The sequence below is a fragment of the Chitinophaga sp. genome (genome assembly GCF_036569185.1).
Lineage (GTDB): Bacteria > Bacteroidota > Bacteroidia > Chitinophagales > Chitinophagaceae > Chitinophaga.
The window spans coordinates 59,671-76,551 of record NZ_DATCRD010000422.1; the positions used below are offsets into that span (position 1 = coordinate 59,671).

14 protein-coding genes are annotated in these 16,881 nt (G+C 46.7%); 6 read left to right on the forward strand and 8 right to left on the reverse strand.

Going from position 1 to position 16,881, the window contains the following annotated elements:
* Positions 1-11: 11 nt before the first annotated feature.
* From VIM72_RS31915 to VIM72_RS31930, 4 genes are all read right to left on the reverse strand, one after another.
* A complete protein-coding gene (locus VIM72_RS31915; protein WP_332006843.1) occupies positions 12-557 on the reverse strand; it encodes a heavy-metal-associated domain-containing protein in 546 nt (181 codons plus the stop codon).
* Positions 558-649: 92 nt separating this feature from the next.
* Positions 650-1,039 carry an HYC_CC_PP family protein gene (locus VIM72_RS31920; protein ID WP_332006844.1) on the reverse strand — a complete coding sequence of 130 codons (390 nt, stop codon included), beginning with the start codon at positions 1,037-1,039 and terminating at the stop codon, positions 650-652.
* Between the two features lie 81 nt (positions 1,040-1,120).
* Positions 1,121-3,094: a putative porin gene (locus tag VIM72_RS31925; protein WP_332006845.1), complete on the reverse strand. Its 1,974-nt coding sequence runs from the start codon at positions 3,092-3,094 to the stop codon at positions 1,121-1,123.
* Between the two features lie 19 nt (positions 3,095-3,113).
* The gene (locus VIM72_RS31930) at positions 3,114-3,935 is read right to left on the reverse strand and encodes a purine-nucleoside phosphorylase (RefSeq protein ID WP_332006846.1); all 822 of its coding nucleotides are present in this window, start codon (positions 3,933-3,935) and stop codon (positions 3,114-3,116) included.
* Between the two features lie 128 nt (positions 3,936-4,063).
* Here VIM72_RS31930 and sucC point away from each other — a divergent pair, with 128 nt between their 5' ends.
* Positions 4,064-5,275, forward strand: a complete 1,212-nt coding sequence (sucC, locus tag VIM72_RS31935; protein WP_142683448.1) for an ADP-forming succinate--CoA ligase subunit beta — start codon at positions 4,064-4,066, stop codon at positions 5,273-5,275.
* A gap of 303 nt (positions 5,276-5,578) precedes the next feature.
* Here the strand turns inward: sucC and VIM72_RS31940 are convergent, their stop codons facing one another.
* Positions 5,579-7,969 (reverse strand): penicillin-binding protein 1A, encoded by a 2,391-nt coding sequence (locus VIM72_RS31940; RefSeq protein ID WP_332006847.1) that lies wholly within the window; start codon positions 7,967-7,969, stop codon positions 5,579-5,581.
* A 163-nt stretch (positions 7,970-8,132) separates the two neighbouring features.
* On the reverse strand, positions 8,133-11,177 hold the full coding sequence (locus VIM72_RS31945; RefSeq protein WP_332006848.1) for a hypothetical protein: 3,045 nt from the start codon (positions 11,175-11,177) through the stop codon (positions 8,133-8,135).
* A gap of 330 nt (positions 11,178-11,507) precedes the next feature.
* Between VIM72_RS31945 and VIM72_RS31950 the strand changes: the two genes are divergently transcribed.
* The 5 genes from VIM72_RS31950 (at position 11,508) to VIM72_RS31970 (ending at position 13,602) form a co-directional block, all read left to right on the forward strand.
* Positions 11,508-11,912 carry a hypothetical protein gene (locus tag VIM72_RS31950; protein WP_332006849.1) on the forward strand — a complete coding sequence of 135 codons (405 nt, stop codon included), beginning with the start codon at positions 11,508-11,510 and terminating at the stop codon, positions 11,910-11,912.
* A gap of 69 nt (positions 11,913-11,981) precedes the next feature.
* Positions 11,982-12,404 carry a polymer-forming cytoskeletal protein gene (locus VIM72_RS31955; protein WP_332006850.1) on the forward strand — a complete coding sequence of 141 codons (423 nt, stop codon included), beginning with the start codon at positions 11,982-11,984 and terminating at the stop codon, positions 12,402-12,404.
* Positions 12,373-12,597 (forward strand): AtpZ/AtpI family protein, encoded by a 225-nt coding sequence (locus tag VIM72_RS31960; RefSeq protein WP_142683453.1) that lies wholly within the window; start codon positions 12,373-12,375, stop codon positions 12,595-12,597. The genes VIM72_RS31955 and VIM72_RS31960 overlap by 32 nt, the downstream gene beginning before the upstream one ends.
* The gene (locus tag VIM72_RS31965; protein ID WP_332006851.1) at positions 12,590-12,976 is read left to right on the forward strand and encodes a hypothetical protein; all 387 of its coding nucleotides are present in this window, start codon (positions 12,590-12,592) and stop codon (positions 12,974-12,976) included. Before VIM72_RS31960 ends, VIM72_RS31965 begins: the two co-directional genes overlap by 8 nt.
* Before the next feature lie 5 nt (positions 12,977-12,981).
* The gene (locus tag VIM72_RS31970) at positions 12,982-13,602 is read left to right on the forward strand and encodes a SprT-like domain-containing protein (protein ID WP_332006852.1); all 621 of its coding nucleotides are present in this window, start codon (positions 12,982-12,984) and stop codon (positions 13,600-13,602) included.
* Here VIM72_RS31970 and VIM72_RS31975 read toward each other — a convergent pair.
* Together VIM72_RS31975 and yidC are read right to left on the reverse strand one after the other, a co-directional pair.
* Positions 13,599-14,531, reverse strand: coding sequence for a M20/M25/M40 family metallo-hydrolase (locus VIM72_RS31975; RefSeq protein WP_332006853.1), 933 nt, complete (start codon positions 14,529-14,531; stop codon positions 13,599-13,601). The genes VIM72_RS31970 and VIM72_RS31975 overlap by 4 nt on opposite strands.
* An 83-nt stretch (positions 14,532-14,614) precedes the next feature.
* Positions 14,615-16,465 (reverse strand): membrane protein insertase YidC, encoded by a 1,851-nt coding sequence (gene yidC / locus VIM72_RS31980; RefSeq protein ID WP_332006854.1) that lies wholly within the window; start codon positions 16,463-16,465, stop codon positions 14,615-14,617.
* Between the last annotated feature and the right edge of the window lie 416 nt (positions 16,466-16,881).

The window sequence follows — 16,881 nt, forward strand, 5'->3', positions numbered from 1 at the left end:
CCGGTCCGCTGTTAAATGGTGACGTGATAAATTCTTTTGGAAGCAGCGGCTCCGTCAGATTTACAGCAGTCGCCCATCATACCTGTTTTATAACAGGCCATAGTGGTTTCGGTACTGAATTTTTTAAATTGTTTGGCAGAAATAAAGTCCTTGTCAATCACGGTAAGATCTTTATCCCCTGATAATACCTGGTTCTTCACATCCATAAAATGCAGGGTACTGCCGGCAAACGGCACATGCGCATCATTCTGTACGCTTACCCCGTTAAAGCTGGCAGTCATTACCAGTTTACCCACAGAAAAACCGGCATCTTCCACTTTTTGTTTGATGGCGTCGATGCTCACCGGTACCCCGGTTTTAAAGATCAGCACAAAGGTGGTATTGTCAAGATCGGTATCTATTTTATCAACAAAAGGCAGTGTTTCCAGCGCTTCGTAGGTAGCCTTTGAGCACATGGCGCAGGTAAGACCTGTAGCGTGAACGCTTGCTTTCTTAAATTGTGCATTTGCGCCGAAAGATAAGCCCAGCGCGAGCAATATGATGGATACTATTTTCATGATCTGATGAATAAAATTGAATAAAACAATAATAACAGTTACGGCAATAAGGATGCTGTATGACAGCAGCCAACACTACATTAAAAACTGTATCAGACCAGGAAAGTGCAGTTCCGGAGGAAAATAGGAGCAGACGGAATGTCTGGCGGATCATGGGGGCGGCCGGTAATAAGCATTTCCTGCACCGGCAAAACAGAAGCAGGTAAGATCCTTACCGGCAGCTGCATATCTGTGGAAGGGCCAAAATCGGGTTGCAGCGCTTTTGCAGCCTGGTGTGTTTCGGTCACCTTACAGAACTTAAACTCATCTTTACAGCAGTCCATGCCTTTTGCCGTTTTTCCGCATTTATTGCAGTGGTCCGCCGGACCTTCCTGCAGGTTTACAGAAGCCAGCTTACCCATGCAGTAATGCACGTTTACCGCAAACCCGCTGGTAAGCGTGATATACAGTGTGGCAAATAATATGGCAAAAAATTGCTTCATGATGATTTACAAAGATACATAAAAAAAATGACCGGTATCGTGTTGCCACCATACCGGTCATCATATAGTTATATATAACGGCTAGTTAATAAACCACCACCTGAGCCCCACCCTGAAAGCGAAGTTGTTATAAGGGTACAGCGGGCCTGCATAGTTATTATTGCCAATGAAAGTATTCAGGTTTTCTGCGCGTACATAGGCAGAAAAAGACTTGATACGGAAGTTGGCAAATGCGGCAATATCCGGAAGCGGGTTGCTGATCTTCGTGGTATTCTGGTAAATAAACTGCCCGGTGAGCGGGGAATAATCGTCCGCATAATAACCGGTGTTATAGCGCAGTTCGATGCCGGTCATAAGGTTCAGGTTCGTATATAATCTTTTCTCAAAGGCAAACCGGTTGCGGGTCCAGAAAGTGGGCACATTGATCGGCCCATTGCCATGCAGTTGCTGGAAGGCAATATCCAGGTACCACGAAAATGGTTTTATGTTGAACTTCTTGCTGAAGGTGATCTGTAACAGGTTAAACAGGGAATTATACTGATCGCTGTGATAAAAATCCCTGAAATAGGTGTAATTCGTAAAGAGGAAGTAATTGGCTGCCAGGGTATAATCCAGCTTTTTATTTTCGGTGGCAAACTGCAGCTGGGTAATATTCTCCTTGGACAGGCTGGTATTGTACCAGGCATCATTGGTACTGGCGAAATACTTGAAAACGTAAGATGGTTCCTTATTTACGTTGCTCACCGACAGGCGCACATCTCCCAGGAAGTCATTGATATGTCTTTTTAACATCCCATAAAATCCATAATCACCGATATTCTGTCCTACTACATAAAACTCTCCTCTTGCAGAGAAATCCCATTTCTGGTTACGGGTTTTATTACGGTATTCGCCATGTACGGCCAGGTTGCTGAAATTGATATCCGCATCCAGGAAGGTACCGGTAAGACTTTCAAACCTCGCGCCTATGTTAATAAAATGTCCCAGGTTGCCGAGCACGGGGAACTGGACCAGCGACAGGTCGTTGGAGATCATTTTCCACTGGTGCTTAGCCGATACGGTATCACCTGGTAAAAAATTATAGTGGGTGGGATAGAAAGTAGAATCCGGGGCAGAGTCGAGGAACTCGTAGTTATTGTTCTGGTAATTGAACGTGTACTGCACACGGAATATCGGGTCGTACTTATAATAATCGGTGGTATCGTTCACATGGATACTGTCGCCCCGGCCCCAGTCGTACTGCTGCTGGATAAGGAATCCTGTTTCCCGGTAATTGGATTTCACCGGGATAGTGCCCCCGAAAAAGGCATACGTTGTAGATGCACTGTTGCCGAGGTTTACCGGGATGGTTTTCCTTTGCTTGAAAGTGCTGTTGGTCATGAACGTATCGCTCCTGATCCCCCCGTTTTCCCCTCCGTTGATCTTATTATAATAGAAGCTCAGGTAGGTATTGGCGCGTTTATTTTTGCTCTGGTACCGGGCGGTAAAGCGGTAGATATCATGATTCGTGTTTTGCGAACGATAGTATCCCGGCGCATTTATTTTGCGATAGTCGAAAGCAAAGTTGAAGCGTTCCGTCCGGTTCTGGGTATGGGAAAGCCCTATCACCTGCTCCTGTTTGCTGCCTACCAGGTATTGCAGCTCCGTATAGGGGCGGGTAGTATAGTAGAAACGGGCATCCTTATGGGAGTTGGAATATACGTCGTAAGCATGAAAACCTGCATCAAAGCCGGGTTTCATGCGTGGTGTAAAGATCATGTTATAGGCAGCGCTACCGGTATTTCCGAGCGTGGTGTAGGAAGAAGGAACTTTCAGGTAGTTGGTCTGAAAATCCGATATGGACGAGTCGAGCTTATAATCGGTAGGCTCACCGAGGATGCGATAGGTTAAGGTCAGCGTATCCGGTTCATGCTCATGTTTGGAGGTATCCCGCTGCATTTTGCTGGTACCACCGCCACCGCCGCCCATGTTACCGAAGCGTCCAGAGTTGAACTGGGCCATTAATTGATTCCCGCATAAGAACAGCAGGGCTATGGAAATGAAAATTTGCCTCATCCGAAAGTAACAAAAGCGTTTATAGTTGCCGGATTAATTCACTAAATATCAGCGTAAGCTTAGGTTCTGCCGCTTTCGCAGCTGCCAGTACTTCTTCATGGGTGATCACATTTTCTTCTTCACGGATGCCGATATCGGTGATCACACTCATGGCAAATACTTTCAAACCGGCATGTGCCGCTACAATTACTTCAGGTACGGTGCTCATTCCTACGGCGTCGCCACCGATGATGTGCATGTATTTGTACTCTGCCCGGGTTTCAAAGGTAGGTCCCTGAACCCCTACATATACGCCGCTATGTAAAGATATATTGTTGGCTGCAGCAATTTTACCGGCTGCATCTATCAGCGTTTTGGCATAGGGCTCGCTCATATCCGGGAAACGGGGGCCCAGTGCGTCCTCGTTTTTACCGCGCAGCGGGTGCTCCGGCTGCAGGTTGATATGATCCCTGATGATCATCAGATCGCCTACCCGGAAGGATGGATTCATTCCCCCGGCGGCATTGGAAATAAATAAGGTGTGGATACCGAGGGCTTTCATTACGCGAACAGGAAAAGTTACCTGCTGCATGGAAAACCCTTCATAAAAGTGAAAACGCCCAGCCATGGCCACTACCGGCTTTCCCTGCATATGCCCCAGGATTAGTTTGCCTGAATGCCCTTCCACCGTTGATTCGGGGAAATGGGGTATGTTGCTGTATGGAATTTCAATACTATCCTCAATTTCCGCTGTCAGGTTGCCCAGGCCGCTGCCCAGTATAATCCCTGCCACTGGCTTATGCTGCCAGAATTTGCTGATATATTCCCCCGCTGCTGTGATCTTTGCTGTTAGTTCACTCATTTGTTTATACGTTAATTAAAAGCCTGCTTTAAAAAACAAACCCGCGCAAAGTTATTTTTTAATTCACAAATGACTGCAGTTTTATATTTAAATCATAATGACCTATTTTAGCGGCAAATTTTATTCCGATGAACTTACACGAGTACCAGGCTAAAGAACTGTTGAAAAAATATAATGTACCGGTACAGGAAGGTATTCCGGTGGATACCCCTGAAGCGGCTGCGGAAGCATATAAGCAGCTGAAAGTGCAATTTGGTAATGAATTTGCCGTTGTAAAAGCCCAGATTCATGCGGGTGGACGCGGAAAGGGTAAGATCCGTGGTACGGAACAGAGAGGTGTGGCAGTAGGAAAAAATGCAGAAGATATTAAAAATATAGCAGGAAATATCCTGGGAGGCACCCTGGTAACCATTCAAACCGGCGAAGCTGGTAAACTGGTAAATAAAGTACTGGTGGCACAGGATGTTTACTATCCGGGCGCTAACCCGGTAAAGGAATTTTACCTGTCTATCCTGTTGGATCGCGCTAAAAGCCAGAATGTTATCATGTATTCCACAGAAGGTGGTATGGATATCGAAGAGGTAGCGCACAGCACTCCTGAGAAAATATTTAAAGAGTGGGTAAAACCAAATATGACCCTGCAGCCTTTCCAGGCGCGTAACATCGCCTTTAACTTCGGTTTGAGTGGTGAAGCGTTTAAAAACATGGTGAAATTTGTGACCAACCTCTATAATGCATACGTAGGACTGGATTGCAGCATGCTGGAAATCAACCCGCTGTTCAAAACCAGCGACGACAAGATCATTGCCGTTGATGCCAAAGTAAACCTGGACGACAACTCCCTGATGCGTCATCCCGACCTGGAAGCACTCCGCGATATTTCCGAGGAAGATCCTACAGAAGTAGAAGCCAGCAAATACAACCTGAACTTTGTGAAACTGGACGGTAACGTAGGCTGTATGGTAAACGGCGCCGGCCTGGCCATGGCCACCATGGACATGATCAAACTGAGCGGCGGTGAACCGGCCAACTTCCTCGACGTAGGCGGTACTGCCAACGCGCAAACCGTGGAAGCAGGCTTCCGTATCATCCTGAAAGATCCAAAGGTTAAAGCTATCCTGATCAATATTTTCGGCGGTATTGTACGTTGCGACAGGGTTGCCCAGGGTGTTATTGACGCCTATAAATCGATTGGTAACATCAGCGTGCCTATCATTGTTCGTTTACAGGGCACCAACGCTGCAGAAGCCAAAGTACTGATCGAAGAAAGCGGTCTGAAAGTACAGTCAGCCATCCTGCTCAGCGAAGCGGCTGCGCTGGTGAACAAAGCGGTTAGCTGATCGCCTTCGGCGATTTAAATTGTCTTGGAGCAGGATTAGGCTGATTATACTGATTAGTTTGATTTTATTTTCTTGATTTTAAAAGGATTTAGAGAGGATATAATTTAATAAAATAAGGGAGATATAAGCGATTCGCATATATCTCCCTTATTATTTATAAACATTGATTTTAATGATAAAAGGAGATGAAAGCGTAACTACTTCCATCTCCTTTTATCATTTAAAAAAATCTCTAAATAAAAATCAAGCTAATCAGTATAATCAGCCTAATCCTGCTCCAAGACAAAGCGCCGAAGGCGCGCCCTACTCTCCTTTCTTCGGCGCAGGAGCTGGCATAGTAGCCTTTGGCTTGTTTTCCTTATTGTCTTTATTCTCCTTGTGCTCTTCCTTCGGCTTTGCCGGAGCAGGTTCCTGGCTGTCGGCGCCAGGTGTAGCGTAATCGCTGGCATCGCCGGAGCCATAGTCGTCCGCGGACCCGTTGCCTACATTTTCTGATTCGGCGCCGGGTTTTACATTGGAATCGTAATTCATGTAAATATCGTCTTCACTCATATTCGGCGGCACCGGGAAATGATCATTGGAGCTGATCTTCAGGGTAGGGTCGGCATATACCTTTTGCATGAAGTAGCCCCAGATAGGTAAGCCGGTATTGGCGCCCTGTCCAATGGCCGTGGTGCTGAAGTGGATAAAGTTGTTTTCGCAGCCTACCCATGCACCGGCCAGTAACTTCGGCGTATAGCCCATAAACCAGCCATCGGTATTATCGTTGGTAGTACCGGTTTTACCGGCTATTTCGCCCTGGATGTTGAAACGGGAACGGATACGCGCTCCCGTACCTCCCGGCGCTACCACGCCTTCCATCATCTTCACCATGGTATAAGACTCTCTTTCACTGATCACTTCACGTTTTACCGGTGCAAATGTTTCGAGGATATTGCCGTTCCTGTCTTCAATACGGGTAATATAAATAGGTTTGGTGTTGATCCCCCTGGCTGGGAACATGGTGTATCCCTGCATCAGTTCATAAAGCGATAATTCCACGGCGCCCAGTGCAATAGCCGGGTAAGCAGGGATATCGCTGGTGAAGCCTACTTTGTTTTTGGCAAAATCGGCAAATGGCTTGGCGCCAATCTGTTTGATCAGGTAGGCAGCCACCAGGTTCAATGATTTTGCCAGCGCGCCGGCCATGGTAATGGTACCACCGGTGCTTCCTTCCGAGTTATGCGGCGTCCATCCATTGATGGAGATGGGCTCGTTGGGCAGAACCGTATTGGGCGACATGCCATTCATGATGGCGAAGCAATACAGGAACGGTTTAAAGGTAGAACCAACCTGGCGGCGGGTTTTAGCCACGTGGTCGTTCTTAAAGTAACGGAAATCCGGTCCGCCTACCCAGGCTTTCACCTCACCGCTTTCAGGATCCATTGCCATAAAGCCTGCCTGTAAAACAGCGCGCATATATTTAATGGAATCCAGTGGGGTCATGGTAGTATCTATTTCATTCAGATCCGGCTCAGTGGAGCTTCTCCAGCCAAATACCTTCATACGCACAGGCGTGTTGAACGCCCGGGCAATGGTAGAATCGTCTGCCTCATCATCTTTCATAGCCCTGTACCGGTCAGATTCTTTCATGTACTGATCGAGGTATTTGGGCCATTTCTTCCAGACGCTGCCTGTTTTCACATCGTTTTGTGCAGAAAGCGACTTTTGCAGTACCGCCAGGTGTTTAGCCACCGCTTCTTCTGCATATAACTGCATTCTCGGGTTGATGGTGGTATATATTTTCAGGCCGTCGCGGTAGAGGTTATATTCAGAGCCATCGGCTTTCTTATGTGTTTTACACCAGCCCTTCAGCTCATCCCGCAGCACTTCCCTGAAATAAGGAGCCAATCCCTTGTTATGGTCTATTTTATTATAATGCAGTACAATGGGCTTGCTTTTGGCGGCTGCTGCCTCTGCGGGAGTAATAAAACCGGCTTCCTGCATATTGCTGATAACGGTATTACGGCGCTGGAGGGCATTCTGCGGATTCCTGCGCGGGTTATAAAGGGTGTTGCCTTTCAGCATTCCTACCAGGATGGCGGCTTCTTCGATAGATAAGTGCCCGGCGTCTTTACTAAAAAAAGTCCTGGCCCCGTTTTCTATTCCATATACGTTATCCCCGAAAGCTACAGTATTAAGATACAGGGTAAGGATCTCCTGTTTGGTAAAGTTCCTTTCCAGCTTTACAGCAATGATCCATTCCTGTATTTTCTGGAAGGCCCTGCCAATAGGATTACCGGAGCGCGTTTTTCCCAGGTTATCTGTTTGCAGGTTCAGTGCCAGCTGCTGGGTAATGGTACTGGAGCCGCGTTTCTTTCCTATAAGCAGGTAAAAAGGGATGGCCAGTGTACCTTTGGGATCAATACCGGAGTTATCATAAAAACGGGTTTCTTCCGTTGCTATGAGCGCGTTGATCACGTTTTTGGAGATCTCGTTATAGTCGCTGCTGGAGCGGTCTACCTGATAGTATTTACCCAAAATGGTTCCGTCATCGGCAATCACCTCTGCGGCCAGTGCTGCCCGCGGGTTTTCCAGTTCCTCCAGTGAAGGCATACTGCCAATGATCCGGAAGTTAATGAGTAAAACTAACAGAACAAGTAATGCCAGGATACCAAAAGCCACCCGCCACAATATTTTCACCGATTTTTTCATGCGCTAGTTAATTTGTTTAATGGCCAGATTTGCCCGAATTCTTTTATATGAAATAATTTATTGCTATCTGTTGGCTATGATTTTTCAATAAAGTCAATACGCAATAAACAAGCCTGTTTTGTGACAGTCTGACCGACAAAGCTATTTAAAATTCCAAAAATACTTACTGGGTCACATAATTATCTGTAAAAAACTTACGGTAACCAGAAAGGTCTTTGGTGCTGTTTAATAAGATGAAATTATCCCTGGAAATCACAAAGAAATTGTATTCTGTGGGCCTGATCCGGGGGATGATATTCGAAGCGGCTTCATCACGGATCTCATCAAAATAGGCAAGGGCCTTATCTTCATTTGGGAAAAGCCGGAATATCAGCATCACATCATTGGGAGTAAGCACAAAACTGCCCACTTCGATTTTGTCAGCTGCATGTTTGGCGGCATTATACCGGGTGAACTGGTTCAGGCCTTCATCCATCAGTTCCTTTGACACACGCTGAAAGGAGAGCACCACGAAAAACGGGTTATCAGCTGTTAATTTATAGGGAGTTACCGGTTTTGGCGGGGCCACGGTAGCCATTGGAGCCGGCAGGGTGCCTGTTACCCCGGCGGCTATTTTAGCGGAATCCACCGGCGCTTTAGCCGTGTTAATCCTGTCGGCCAGCACCGGCTGCGGATTTTGCCAGGGGTAGCGCATAGTAATATCTTCATCCAGCAATACGCCGTTGGCGTCTTTTTTCCTTACCTCCAGTTTGGCGAGATAATCGGTCAGTTCAGCGCGGTGGTTCAGGGCATCCATAAGGGCCTGGGCCTGGTTGCGCACCGCCTCGTCTGCCGCGTATTTGGTTAATACGGCCTGCACCGCCTTACGCGACAGCTGCAGGGTATCTTTAGCCCGCAGGCTGTCTGCTGCGAACAGGGTATCGGTTTTTACGATCAGCATGGCTTCCAGCAGGTCAAATTTAGATTGCAGGTAATTGATGCCAAAGGTGCTGTCGGCCTGCTTTTTCATGGCCATGGATTCCGCATAGTTGCCATGGCGGAAGGCTTCATAAGCGGCGTCATAGGCTGCGCTGATCTCTTTCTTTTTCTGCGCATCAATATCTCTCAGTCCGCCGGAACGGATGATGTCTGCAAAGTTGGTATTGCCGTATTGGTTCAGCACCATTGCTTTATAGTGATTGGCCTGGGCGGTATGGTTTTGTTTTCCATGCCATACATACAGGGAATATAATACTTCCGGTTTACGCGGATGATCCGGGAAAAGGATCAGCAGGGAGTCGTAGGTTTCTATTCCCAGGGAATAATTTTCCAGCTTATCATAATACAGTTTACCCAGGTCGAACCAGGCGTCCTGCACTGCTTTCCGTGACGCAGCCAGTTTTTCAGGGGTAAGTGGCAGGCCTGCCGCCAGCGATTCCGTGCTGACACTGTCTTGTGGCACTTCTCCCAGGGCTACGGATTTTGTTTCCTCTGTTATTTCTATGGGACCTCCACTGTTAGTGGCGTTTACCACGCCATTCTGGCTGCGGCGCCAGTTATCTACCGGCTGACGACTACCCCATCTGCGCTTGAATTCTGAATAACCGGCCGATTTACTGGCTGCATTGTAGAAATACCAGTCGCCTGCTTCCTCTTTTGGCGAATAGGCGGTGCCTCCCCCACTCATGCTGAAAGCGGCAGGGTTTTCCTGGGGATTGGCTGCGGCCAGTTTGTCCTTCTTTTTCTTTTCAGCAGCTTCGCTCTCCATCAGGGCTACCATTTTCGACAACACTATGTTCCGGTCCGATGGCGACATAGCGGCCAGTCGCTGCAGGCTGTCTTCCCGGTGGATCGTTTCCAGCCGGGTCACCACTTCACCAAGCACATTTTTGCGGGTTTCCACGGTAGCCGCATCCACAAAATCTTTTGTCATCACGCCGGCGGTGCTGTCATAATATTTTTTTGCTTCGGTATAATTACGCAGGTCGTAGTAAATATCGGCCATGCCTTTATAAGTAATGGCGCGTTGCATGAGGTTATCGCTGGGTATTTTCAGCGATTGCTTCATATAGTTGAGGGAGGCCTCCGGGTGATCGGGATATTCAAGCACGCCCATGGTATAGTAGATCCCGTCGCGGAAGCGCTCGAACCGCTGCTTCCGGAGCATTCGGCGCAGCCCCGCGATGCTGGCGGCCACATTACCGGTAGTTTGCGCATTGGTTCTGGCAATCTGTAACCGGGCCTGGAAATCCATCATAGGATCGGGCTTCATGCTGATCACATGGCGGAACTGGTCCAGCGCGGAATCCGGGTGTTGCTGCTGCAGGTAGAGCTGCCCCAGAATGTACGACATCCTGGCTTTGGCTACTTTATCGTGGCTTTTATCGATGGCAACTTTCAGCGGTTCTATTGTTTCGGGATATCTTTTCTGGATGTAGTGGCTGTAGGCGCGTACTTCCGCCAGGTCGCCATCGAGGCGGTGGGGGAAATTCGGATCGGTATTGAGGATATTCAACAGCGCCTGTACTTCATCATATTCCTTTTGTTCCAGCAGGGTACGGGCTCTCCAGAGGAAGGCGTCGTTACGTGCTTTGGTATGTTTGAGGCGGCCAAAAAAGCCTTTTCTTTTTTCCTTGGTGGCGATGGAGATCTGGTCATTTTCATGCGCCCCCACCACTGTTTTGTATTCCGACTTCGTTTTCGGGGCGAAGGCAATGTTGATATACTGGAAGGTTTTATTGGCATTTTCCAGGTCTCCCTCGTAGAAATAGGCGCGTCCCATGAGCAGGAAGCAGTCGTCTATCCATTTACCGCGGGGATCGTGGAGCTGGATGGCCATGTTTGTTTTATCGATAACAGAATCCAGTTCTCCTTTGCTGAAACCCTGGCTCTGTAGGCTGAACGGATAAAATGGCAGGAGGATGTTATAATTGTCCTGTCCGTCACGGTTAGCGGTTTTCACTACCCTGTCGAGCTTCACTCTTGCATGAAAGTAATAATTGAACCGGGTGGCCATGTTCTGGAAGAATTGTCTTTTCCAGGTCCACTTCTTTTTTTCCAGCATTACTTCGGAAGGGGGACGGCGATCCTGTACCCGTTGTTCGCGTGGTTTAAAAAGGGGCTTGGCAACAGGCCTTTGCTGCTGTTGCTGTTTATTGGGGGCCTGGCCCTGGGAGTTCGTCTGCTGAGGCTGATTTTGAGGCTTATTTTGTGCCCGGGCAGCCGGCAAAACCAGGCAAAATGACAATATTATTATTCCCAGATATTTTAGTAGCAGTTTGATGCAATTCATGGATGCCAGGGTGTATAGGCTAAATATATATAACTTACAGTTTGGAAAAATATTTTAAAGATAGGATAAAATAGTTGATTGAATATGAGTGCAGGAGAAGTGCTACCGACTTTTTTCCAATAGCGGGTATATTTTAACCCGCTGGTTTTCAGATAAAAATCCTTCTTTCAGCCGGTAATCCATAAAACACTGTTTCCTATTTTACAATAATGATTAACTTTAGCGCTCCTTAAAAGAAACAGTGTTCTTTAAGAAGTACCACAAAACATGGCCAAGAAGGGTAATAAAAACAACAGACGAAACCTGGAGAAACTGAGTCATAAATACCGCCTGGTAATTATGAATGATGATACCTATGAAGAAGTGACCTCGTTCAAACTTTCCCGGATGAGCGTGTACATTGCTTTCAGTACCCTTTTTGTATTATTGGTGGCCATTACTGTGGCTACCGTAGTGTTTACGCCTTTACGGTATTATATACCCGGCTATGGAGACCTGAAGCAACGGAAAGAATTTATCCATCTCAAAATGAGGGCTGATTCGCTGGAAACCGCTATCAATGCCCGCGACCAGTACCTGAACAATATCAAACAGGTGATAAACGGCGACTTCAACGGCAAAGTGGATACCACTATGTTAAAAGTGCCTGCTGTAGATAACAGTACCTATTAATATATAAATACAAAAAATTTATATATATTTATTTAAATTACACACTAAACTTGAAAAACCTGACTCCCTATGTTTAATAACAATCAGAAATCGAAAGGCGACAACAAGGCCATGCTGCCTACATCAACTGTCAATATTATAGGCAATGGTACCTCTATCCAGGGTGATATTGTATGTGAAGGCGACATCAGGATCGACGGCCAGGTAAACGGGCTGGTATCTACAAAAGCCAAAATAGTGGTAGGTCCTGAAGGGGAAATCACCGGCGACCTGGTATGCCAGAGCGCTGATATACTGGGTAAGGTAACAGGTATTATCAAGGTAGATGAATTACTGTTCCTGAAAGGGAATGCTTTGGTAAAGGGCGATGTATACACCGCTCATTTCGAAATGGAGCCTACTGCTAAGTTCAATGGCCGTTGCTACATGGACGATCAGCAGCCGGCTGACAACCAGAAACATGGAAAAACCGTCCTCCAGGAAGCAGAATAACCGGAATCCGCTGTTACGTTACGCCGGCCTGGCCTTCCAGATGATGACCACGCTGGGTTTGGGTGTATTTGCAGGATATAAACTGGACCACTGGATAGGCTGGCGGTTCCCGGTTTTCCTGATCATTTTTTCTTTAGTTGCATTAGCCATACTTTTGTGGCAAATTATAAAAGACACCCGACGGAATGAGTGATAGATTTTTTATACGGTTATTCGCAGTTTTTGGAATTTTAAACGGACTTATTATCATATTCAAACCCAGGTTGCTGGACCTTGGTACGCATGTGAATGTGCTGATGGCCGGTAACCTGATCATGGCTGTTATTTCCCTGGTGTCTTATCTGATGAGCCGCCGGGGACTTGCTTCTTCCAACCACAACGCCTTTATCAGGGCCGTTTATGGCGCCACTCTCAGCAAACTTTTTCTTTGCGTTATAGGCATTGCTGTTTATGTACTTATTTACAAGCCCAACGTAAGCAAGCTGACTATTTTCATGCTGTTGTTCCTGTACCTGGTGTATACTGTATTTGAAACAATCAGCCTTTTCCGGCTGACGAGGCTAAAAAAGTAATCTATTTGAAAAAAGAGGCGCCTTTAAATGCATTAGCGGCCTACTTACCTGAAGGAACTTTCGGACAGGTAATGGATTTTCTCACTACCTATAAGGTACACCTGACTGTTACACGCGAACGGTCCAGTATACTTGGCGACTACCGGCATCCCGATGGCCAGGGTAAAGGGCATCGCATCAGCGTGAATGGCTCCCTGAATAAATACGCCTTTCTCCTTACCCTGCTGCATGAAATTGCACATCTCACCACTTTTAATAAATATGCCAACAGGGTAGCCTCGCATGGCAAAGAATGGAAACAGGAATTCTCTTTTATCCTGCGGGATTTTGTAGGTAAGAACCTGCTGCCGCCCGATGTGGAAGCCGCCGTGCGCCAGAGCATGGCCAACCCCGCCGCCAGCTCCTGCGCCGATGAAAACCTGATGCGGGTACTAAAAAACTACGACCGGCAAAAGGAAAATCATTTCTTCGTAGAGCAGGTGCCGTTACACGGGCTGTTTAAAACCAAAGACGGGCGCGTATTCCGCAGGGGAGAGAAAATAAGAAAACGCTACCGCTGTGAAGAGATAGCGTCAAAAAAAATATTCCTTTTCAGTCCCGTATACGAAGTGGAACTTGTTTCCTAGCTCTTCTCCCCTACATAATGCAACACCGGGTAAGCCATGGCGCGGTTAATCAGCTGGATTTCCAGTTGCAGGATGTCCGCTTCGGCTTTTGCCTGGAGCTTAGGCGCATCATCAGTAGGCTTGTGGTAATCATCATGGCCACCGGTATGAAAAAACATCACCGGCACTCCATTTACATAGAAATTGTGATGATCGGAAGCGCCTTTCCCGGCCGCATCTGTAAAGAACTTAATACCGGGTTGCTGCACTTCCTTAAACACGGCAGGCCATTCTTCCGCACTGCCATAACCACCAATACCGATTCCTCTTTCAGGGTTATAACGCCCTATCATATCCATGTTAAGCATGAAATGCATATTATCCAGCGGCATCAGCGGATGCGCGGTGTAATATTTTGATCCCTGCAATCCCAGTTCTTCCCCGCCGAAAGCAATAAAGAGAAAGTTAAACGGCTCTTTGCCCTGGTTCTTCACATAATGCCTGGCCAGTTCCAGCAGGCCGGCTACGCCGGAAGCGTTATCATCTGCACCATTATGGATTTCGCCAACAGGGTATTTACCGTCAAATAATGCGGCCGTTCCCAGGTGATCATAATGTGCGCCAATGATAATCGTACGTGCGGCCCCGTTATCCAGGTACCCGATCACATTGCGGCTGGGAATGTTTTTATGCGCTTTCCTGTCGAATGTAAAATCCTGGAAGAAACTCTTGCCATTCACCGGTTGCAGGCCCAGTTTTTTAAATTGTTTGGCTACATAGCGGCTGGCGGTTTGTCCTCCTTTTTCCGCGGTGCCCCTGCCTTTCAGCTTATCAGCGGCCAGGTAGTTCACTATTCCCTGTATCCTTGCGGCGTCAGGAATAGTGTCCTGTGCCTGTGCAGCCAGGATTGAGCCGGCAGCGCACATCAATAAAATCCATCTCTTTATCATATCCGTCCAAAAATAGAGAAGGCTTCCTTAAGGGGAAGCCTTCTGCGAAAAATTATGATTGAAATGTTCAGATTGTATTAATCCTACTTTTTCTTCTGTTGCATTTCCTGCTGGCGTTTCTGGACTTCTTCCAGTTTTTCCTGCCATTTGGATTTGGTTTTTGGCTTCTTCTTATTTTCCTGGATCTGTGCGTGAATTTTATCATGGTTAATGATAAACTTCTGGATCACAAACTGTAACAGGATACTGATCACGTTAGACAGGAAGTAGTAGAAGGTAAGCGCCGCAGCGAGGCGGTTAAAGATGCCCAGCAGCATTACCGGCATTACATAAGGCATATACTTCATCACCGGGTTGCTCTGATCGGTCATTCCACGGTTGTAGAAGGCCAGGATCAAACTGGTGATGGTCATGAGGATGGTGAACAGGCTCACGTGGTTGCCATAGAATGGTATGTTGAAGCCGAAATTCAGGATAGAGTCGTAAGTAGACAGGTCTTTTGCCCACAGGAAACTTTCCTGGCGCAGCTCAATAGACGACGGGAAGAAGCTGTACATCGCCACCAGGATAGGCAGCTGCAGCAATGCAGGTAAACATCCGCCCAGGGGGTTTACACCGGCGCTCTTAAAGAGTTTCATCTGTTCCACGCCGAATGCCTGCTGATCGTCGCCGTATTTTGCTTTCAGTTCATCAATTTCTGGCTTCAGCACTTTCATCTTCGCCTGGGAAACATAGCTCTGGTAAGTGAAAGGAGCTATCAGCAGGCGGATGAAGATGGTGAGCATGATGATGATGATACCGTAGTTGCCGATAAATCCGCTCAGGAAGTTAAACACCGGGATGATAATAAAGATGTTTACATACTTCACGAAAGCAAAGATACCGGTGCCCAGCGGGATGATCTTCTGCAGACCAATATCAAAAGATTTCAGTGTTTTATAGTGGTTGGGACCATAGTAGATTTCTACAGGGAAGGAGAAATCATTGGCGCGGTTATATGGGATCTGTATGGTACTGAAGGTTTGTCCTACGATATTAGGGCTTACCGGAACTTTCGTGTTTACATCCACATTATTGAAAAGTTCTTTCTTAGCAATCAGCGTGGTGTTGAAGAACTGCTGTTTTACGCTTACCCATTTCAGTTTGTTATCCAGTTTTTCATGGCTGGTACGGTTCAGGGTAAAGTAGTCATGCTTGTCATTCTCCAGCATATAATGCACCTGGTTGTTCAGGCGCTCGTTCTCCATATCATGCTCCTGTTTATCTTCCTGGGTATTCCACTGGAGGCTCAGGTAATTCTGGTTACCTGGCAGGAGGTTTTGCAAACCAACCGCATGGATGGTATAATCTACCACATAGCTGCCTGGTTTCAGGGAGTAAATAAATTCAAGGTAAGCAGCAGGATTGCTGGTATTAAGACGGTAAGCGATGGTTTTTACGCCTCCCGGGCCTTCCTGTGGCTGTCCGGCAGTGAAGAACAGATCAGCGCTGTTCAGCATTTTTGTTGTGTTGGCAGGCACTTCTACCGAAAGACGGTTGAAGGAACCTTCCACCAGCATCAGCGGACCACCATCGTAAGTTTTGTATTGTTTCAGTTGTACACTTGCCGGTTGGCCTCCTTTATTGGAAAAAGTGATCTTTACCACATCGTTTTCCAGTACTGTATTTTGCACATTGCCGGTAGCGGCAACGGCAAATGCGCCGAATTCACCGTTTAACAGCGCCTGGTGGGCTGAATCCAGCTGGCCTCCTGCAGCAGCTGCTGCAAGGCTTACAGTATCAGCTAAAGGTGTTTTAGGCTTGTTAAGCTCTGCGATGGAATCTTGCCTGGCTTTTTCCCTTGCGGCTCCTGCCTGTTGTTTCTGGTTGAAGAAGATATATCCTACCAGCAAAACGCCCAACAGTAAAAACCCAATGACCGAATTTCTATCCATGAAATGCAATTAAAATTTAGGCAGCAAAGGTAAGCAGGATTTTATGAATTGACCATGCTTTTTAGGTGAAACCCCTGTTAAATGCGGTTAAAATAATAAATAAGTAAAGAGAATGCGTATTATATTGAGGATCAGAGCGGAGATGGTCGCCTTTGGCGATTGCCGCGGATGTTGTCTGACTCAGGATTTTGATGATTTCGCTGATTACACTGATTTTATTTTTTTGATTTTAAAAGATTGGGAGATATAATAAGATATTTTATTATTTATTATCTGATCATAAAAAATAAATCAAAAGGCAAAATTCGCTTTATATAAATAATTAAGGGAGATAAAAGCGAATAATCCGCTCCTATCTCCCTTAATCTTAAAAGAAATCCAAAGAATAAAATCAGTGTAATCAGCGAAATCATCAA

Coding starts and splice junctions, on each gene's coding strand:
- VIM72_RS31940 (WP_332006847.1), bottom strand. CDS start 7,969: ATGAAAAAATCGGTGAAAATATTGTGGCGGGTGGCTTTTGGTATCCTG.
- VIM72_RS31920 (WP_332006844.1), bottom strand. CDS start 1,039: ATGAAGCAATTTTTTGCCATATTATTTGCCACACTGTATATCACGCTT.
- VIM72_RS31960 (WP_142683453.1), top strand. CDS start 12,373: ATGGAAAAACCGTCCTCCAGGAAGCAGAATAACCGGAATCCGCTGTTA.
- VIM72_RS31975 (WP_332006853.1), bottom strand. CDS start 14,531: ATGATAAAGAGATGGATTTTATTGATGTGCGCTGCCGGCTCAATCCTG.
- VIM72_RS31955 (WP_332006850.1), top strand. CDS start 11,982: ATGTTTAATAACAATCAGAAATCGAAAGGCGACAACAAGGCCATGCTG.
- VIM72_RS31950 (WP_332006849.1), top strand. CDS start 11,508: ATGGCCAAGAAGGGTAATAAAAACAACAGACGAAACCTGGAGAAACTG.
- yidC (WP_332006854.1), bottom strand. CDS start 16,465: ATGGATAGAAATTCGGTCATTGGGTTTTTACTGTTGGGCGTTTTGCTG.
- sucC (WP_142683448.1), top strand. CDS start 4,064: ATGAACTTACACGAGTACCAGGCTAAAGAACTGTTGAAAAAATATAAT.
- VIM72_RS31965 (WP_332006851.1), top strand. CDS start 12,590: ATGAGTGATAGATTTTTTATACGGTTATTCGCAGTTTTTGGAATTTTA.
- VIM72_RS31925 (WP_332006845.1), bottom strand. CDS start 3,094: ATGAGGCAAATTTTCATTTCCATAGCCCTGCTGTTCTTATGCGGGAAT.
- VIM72_RS31930 (WP_332006846.1), bottom strand. CDS start 3,935: ATGAGTGAACTAACAGCAAAGATCACAGCAGCGGGGGAATATATCAGC.
- VIM72_RS31915 (WP_332006843.1), bottom strand. CDS start 557: ATGAAAATAGTATCCATCATATTGCTCGCGCTGGGCTTATCTTTCGGC.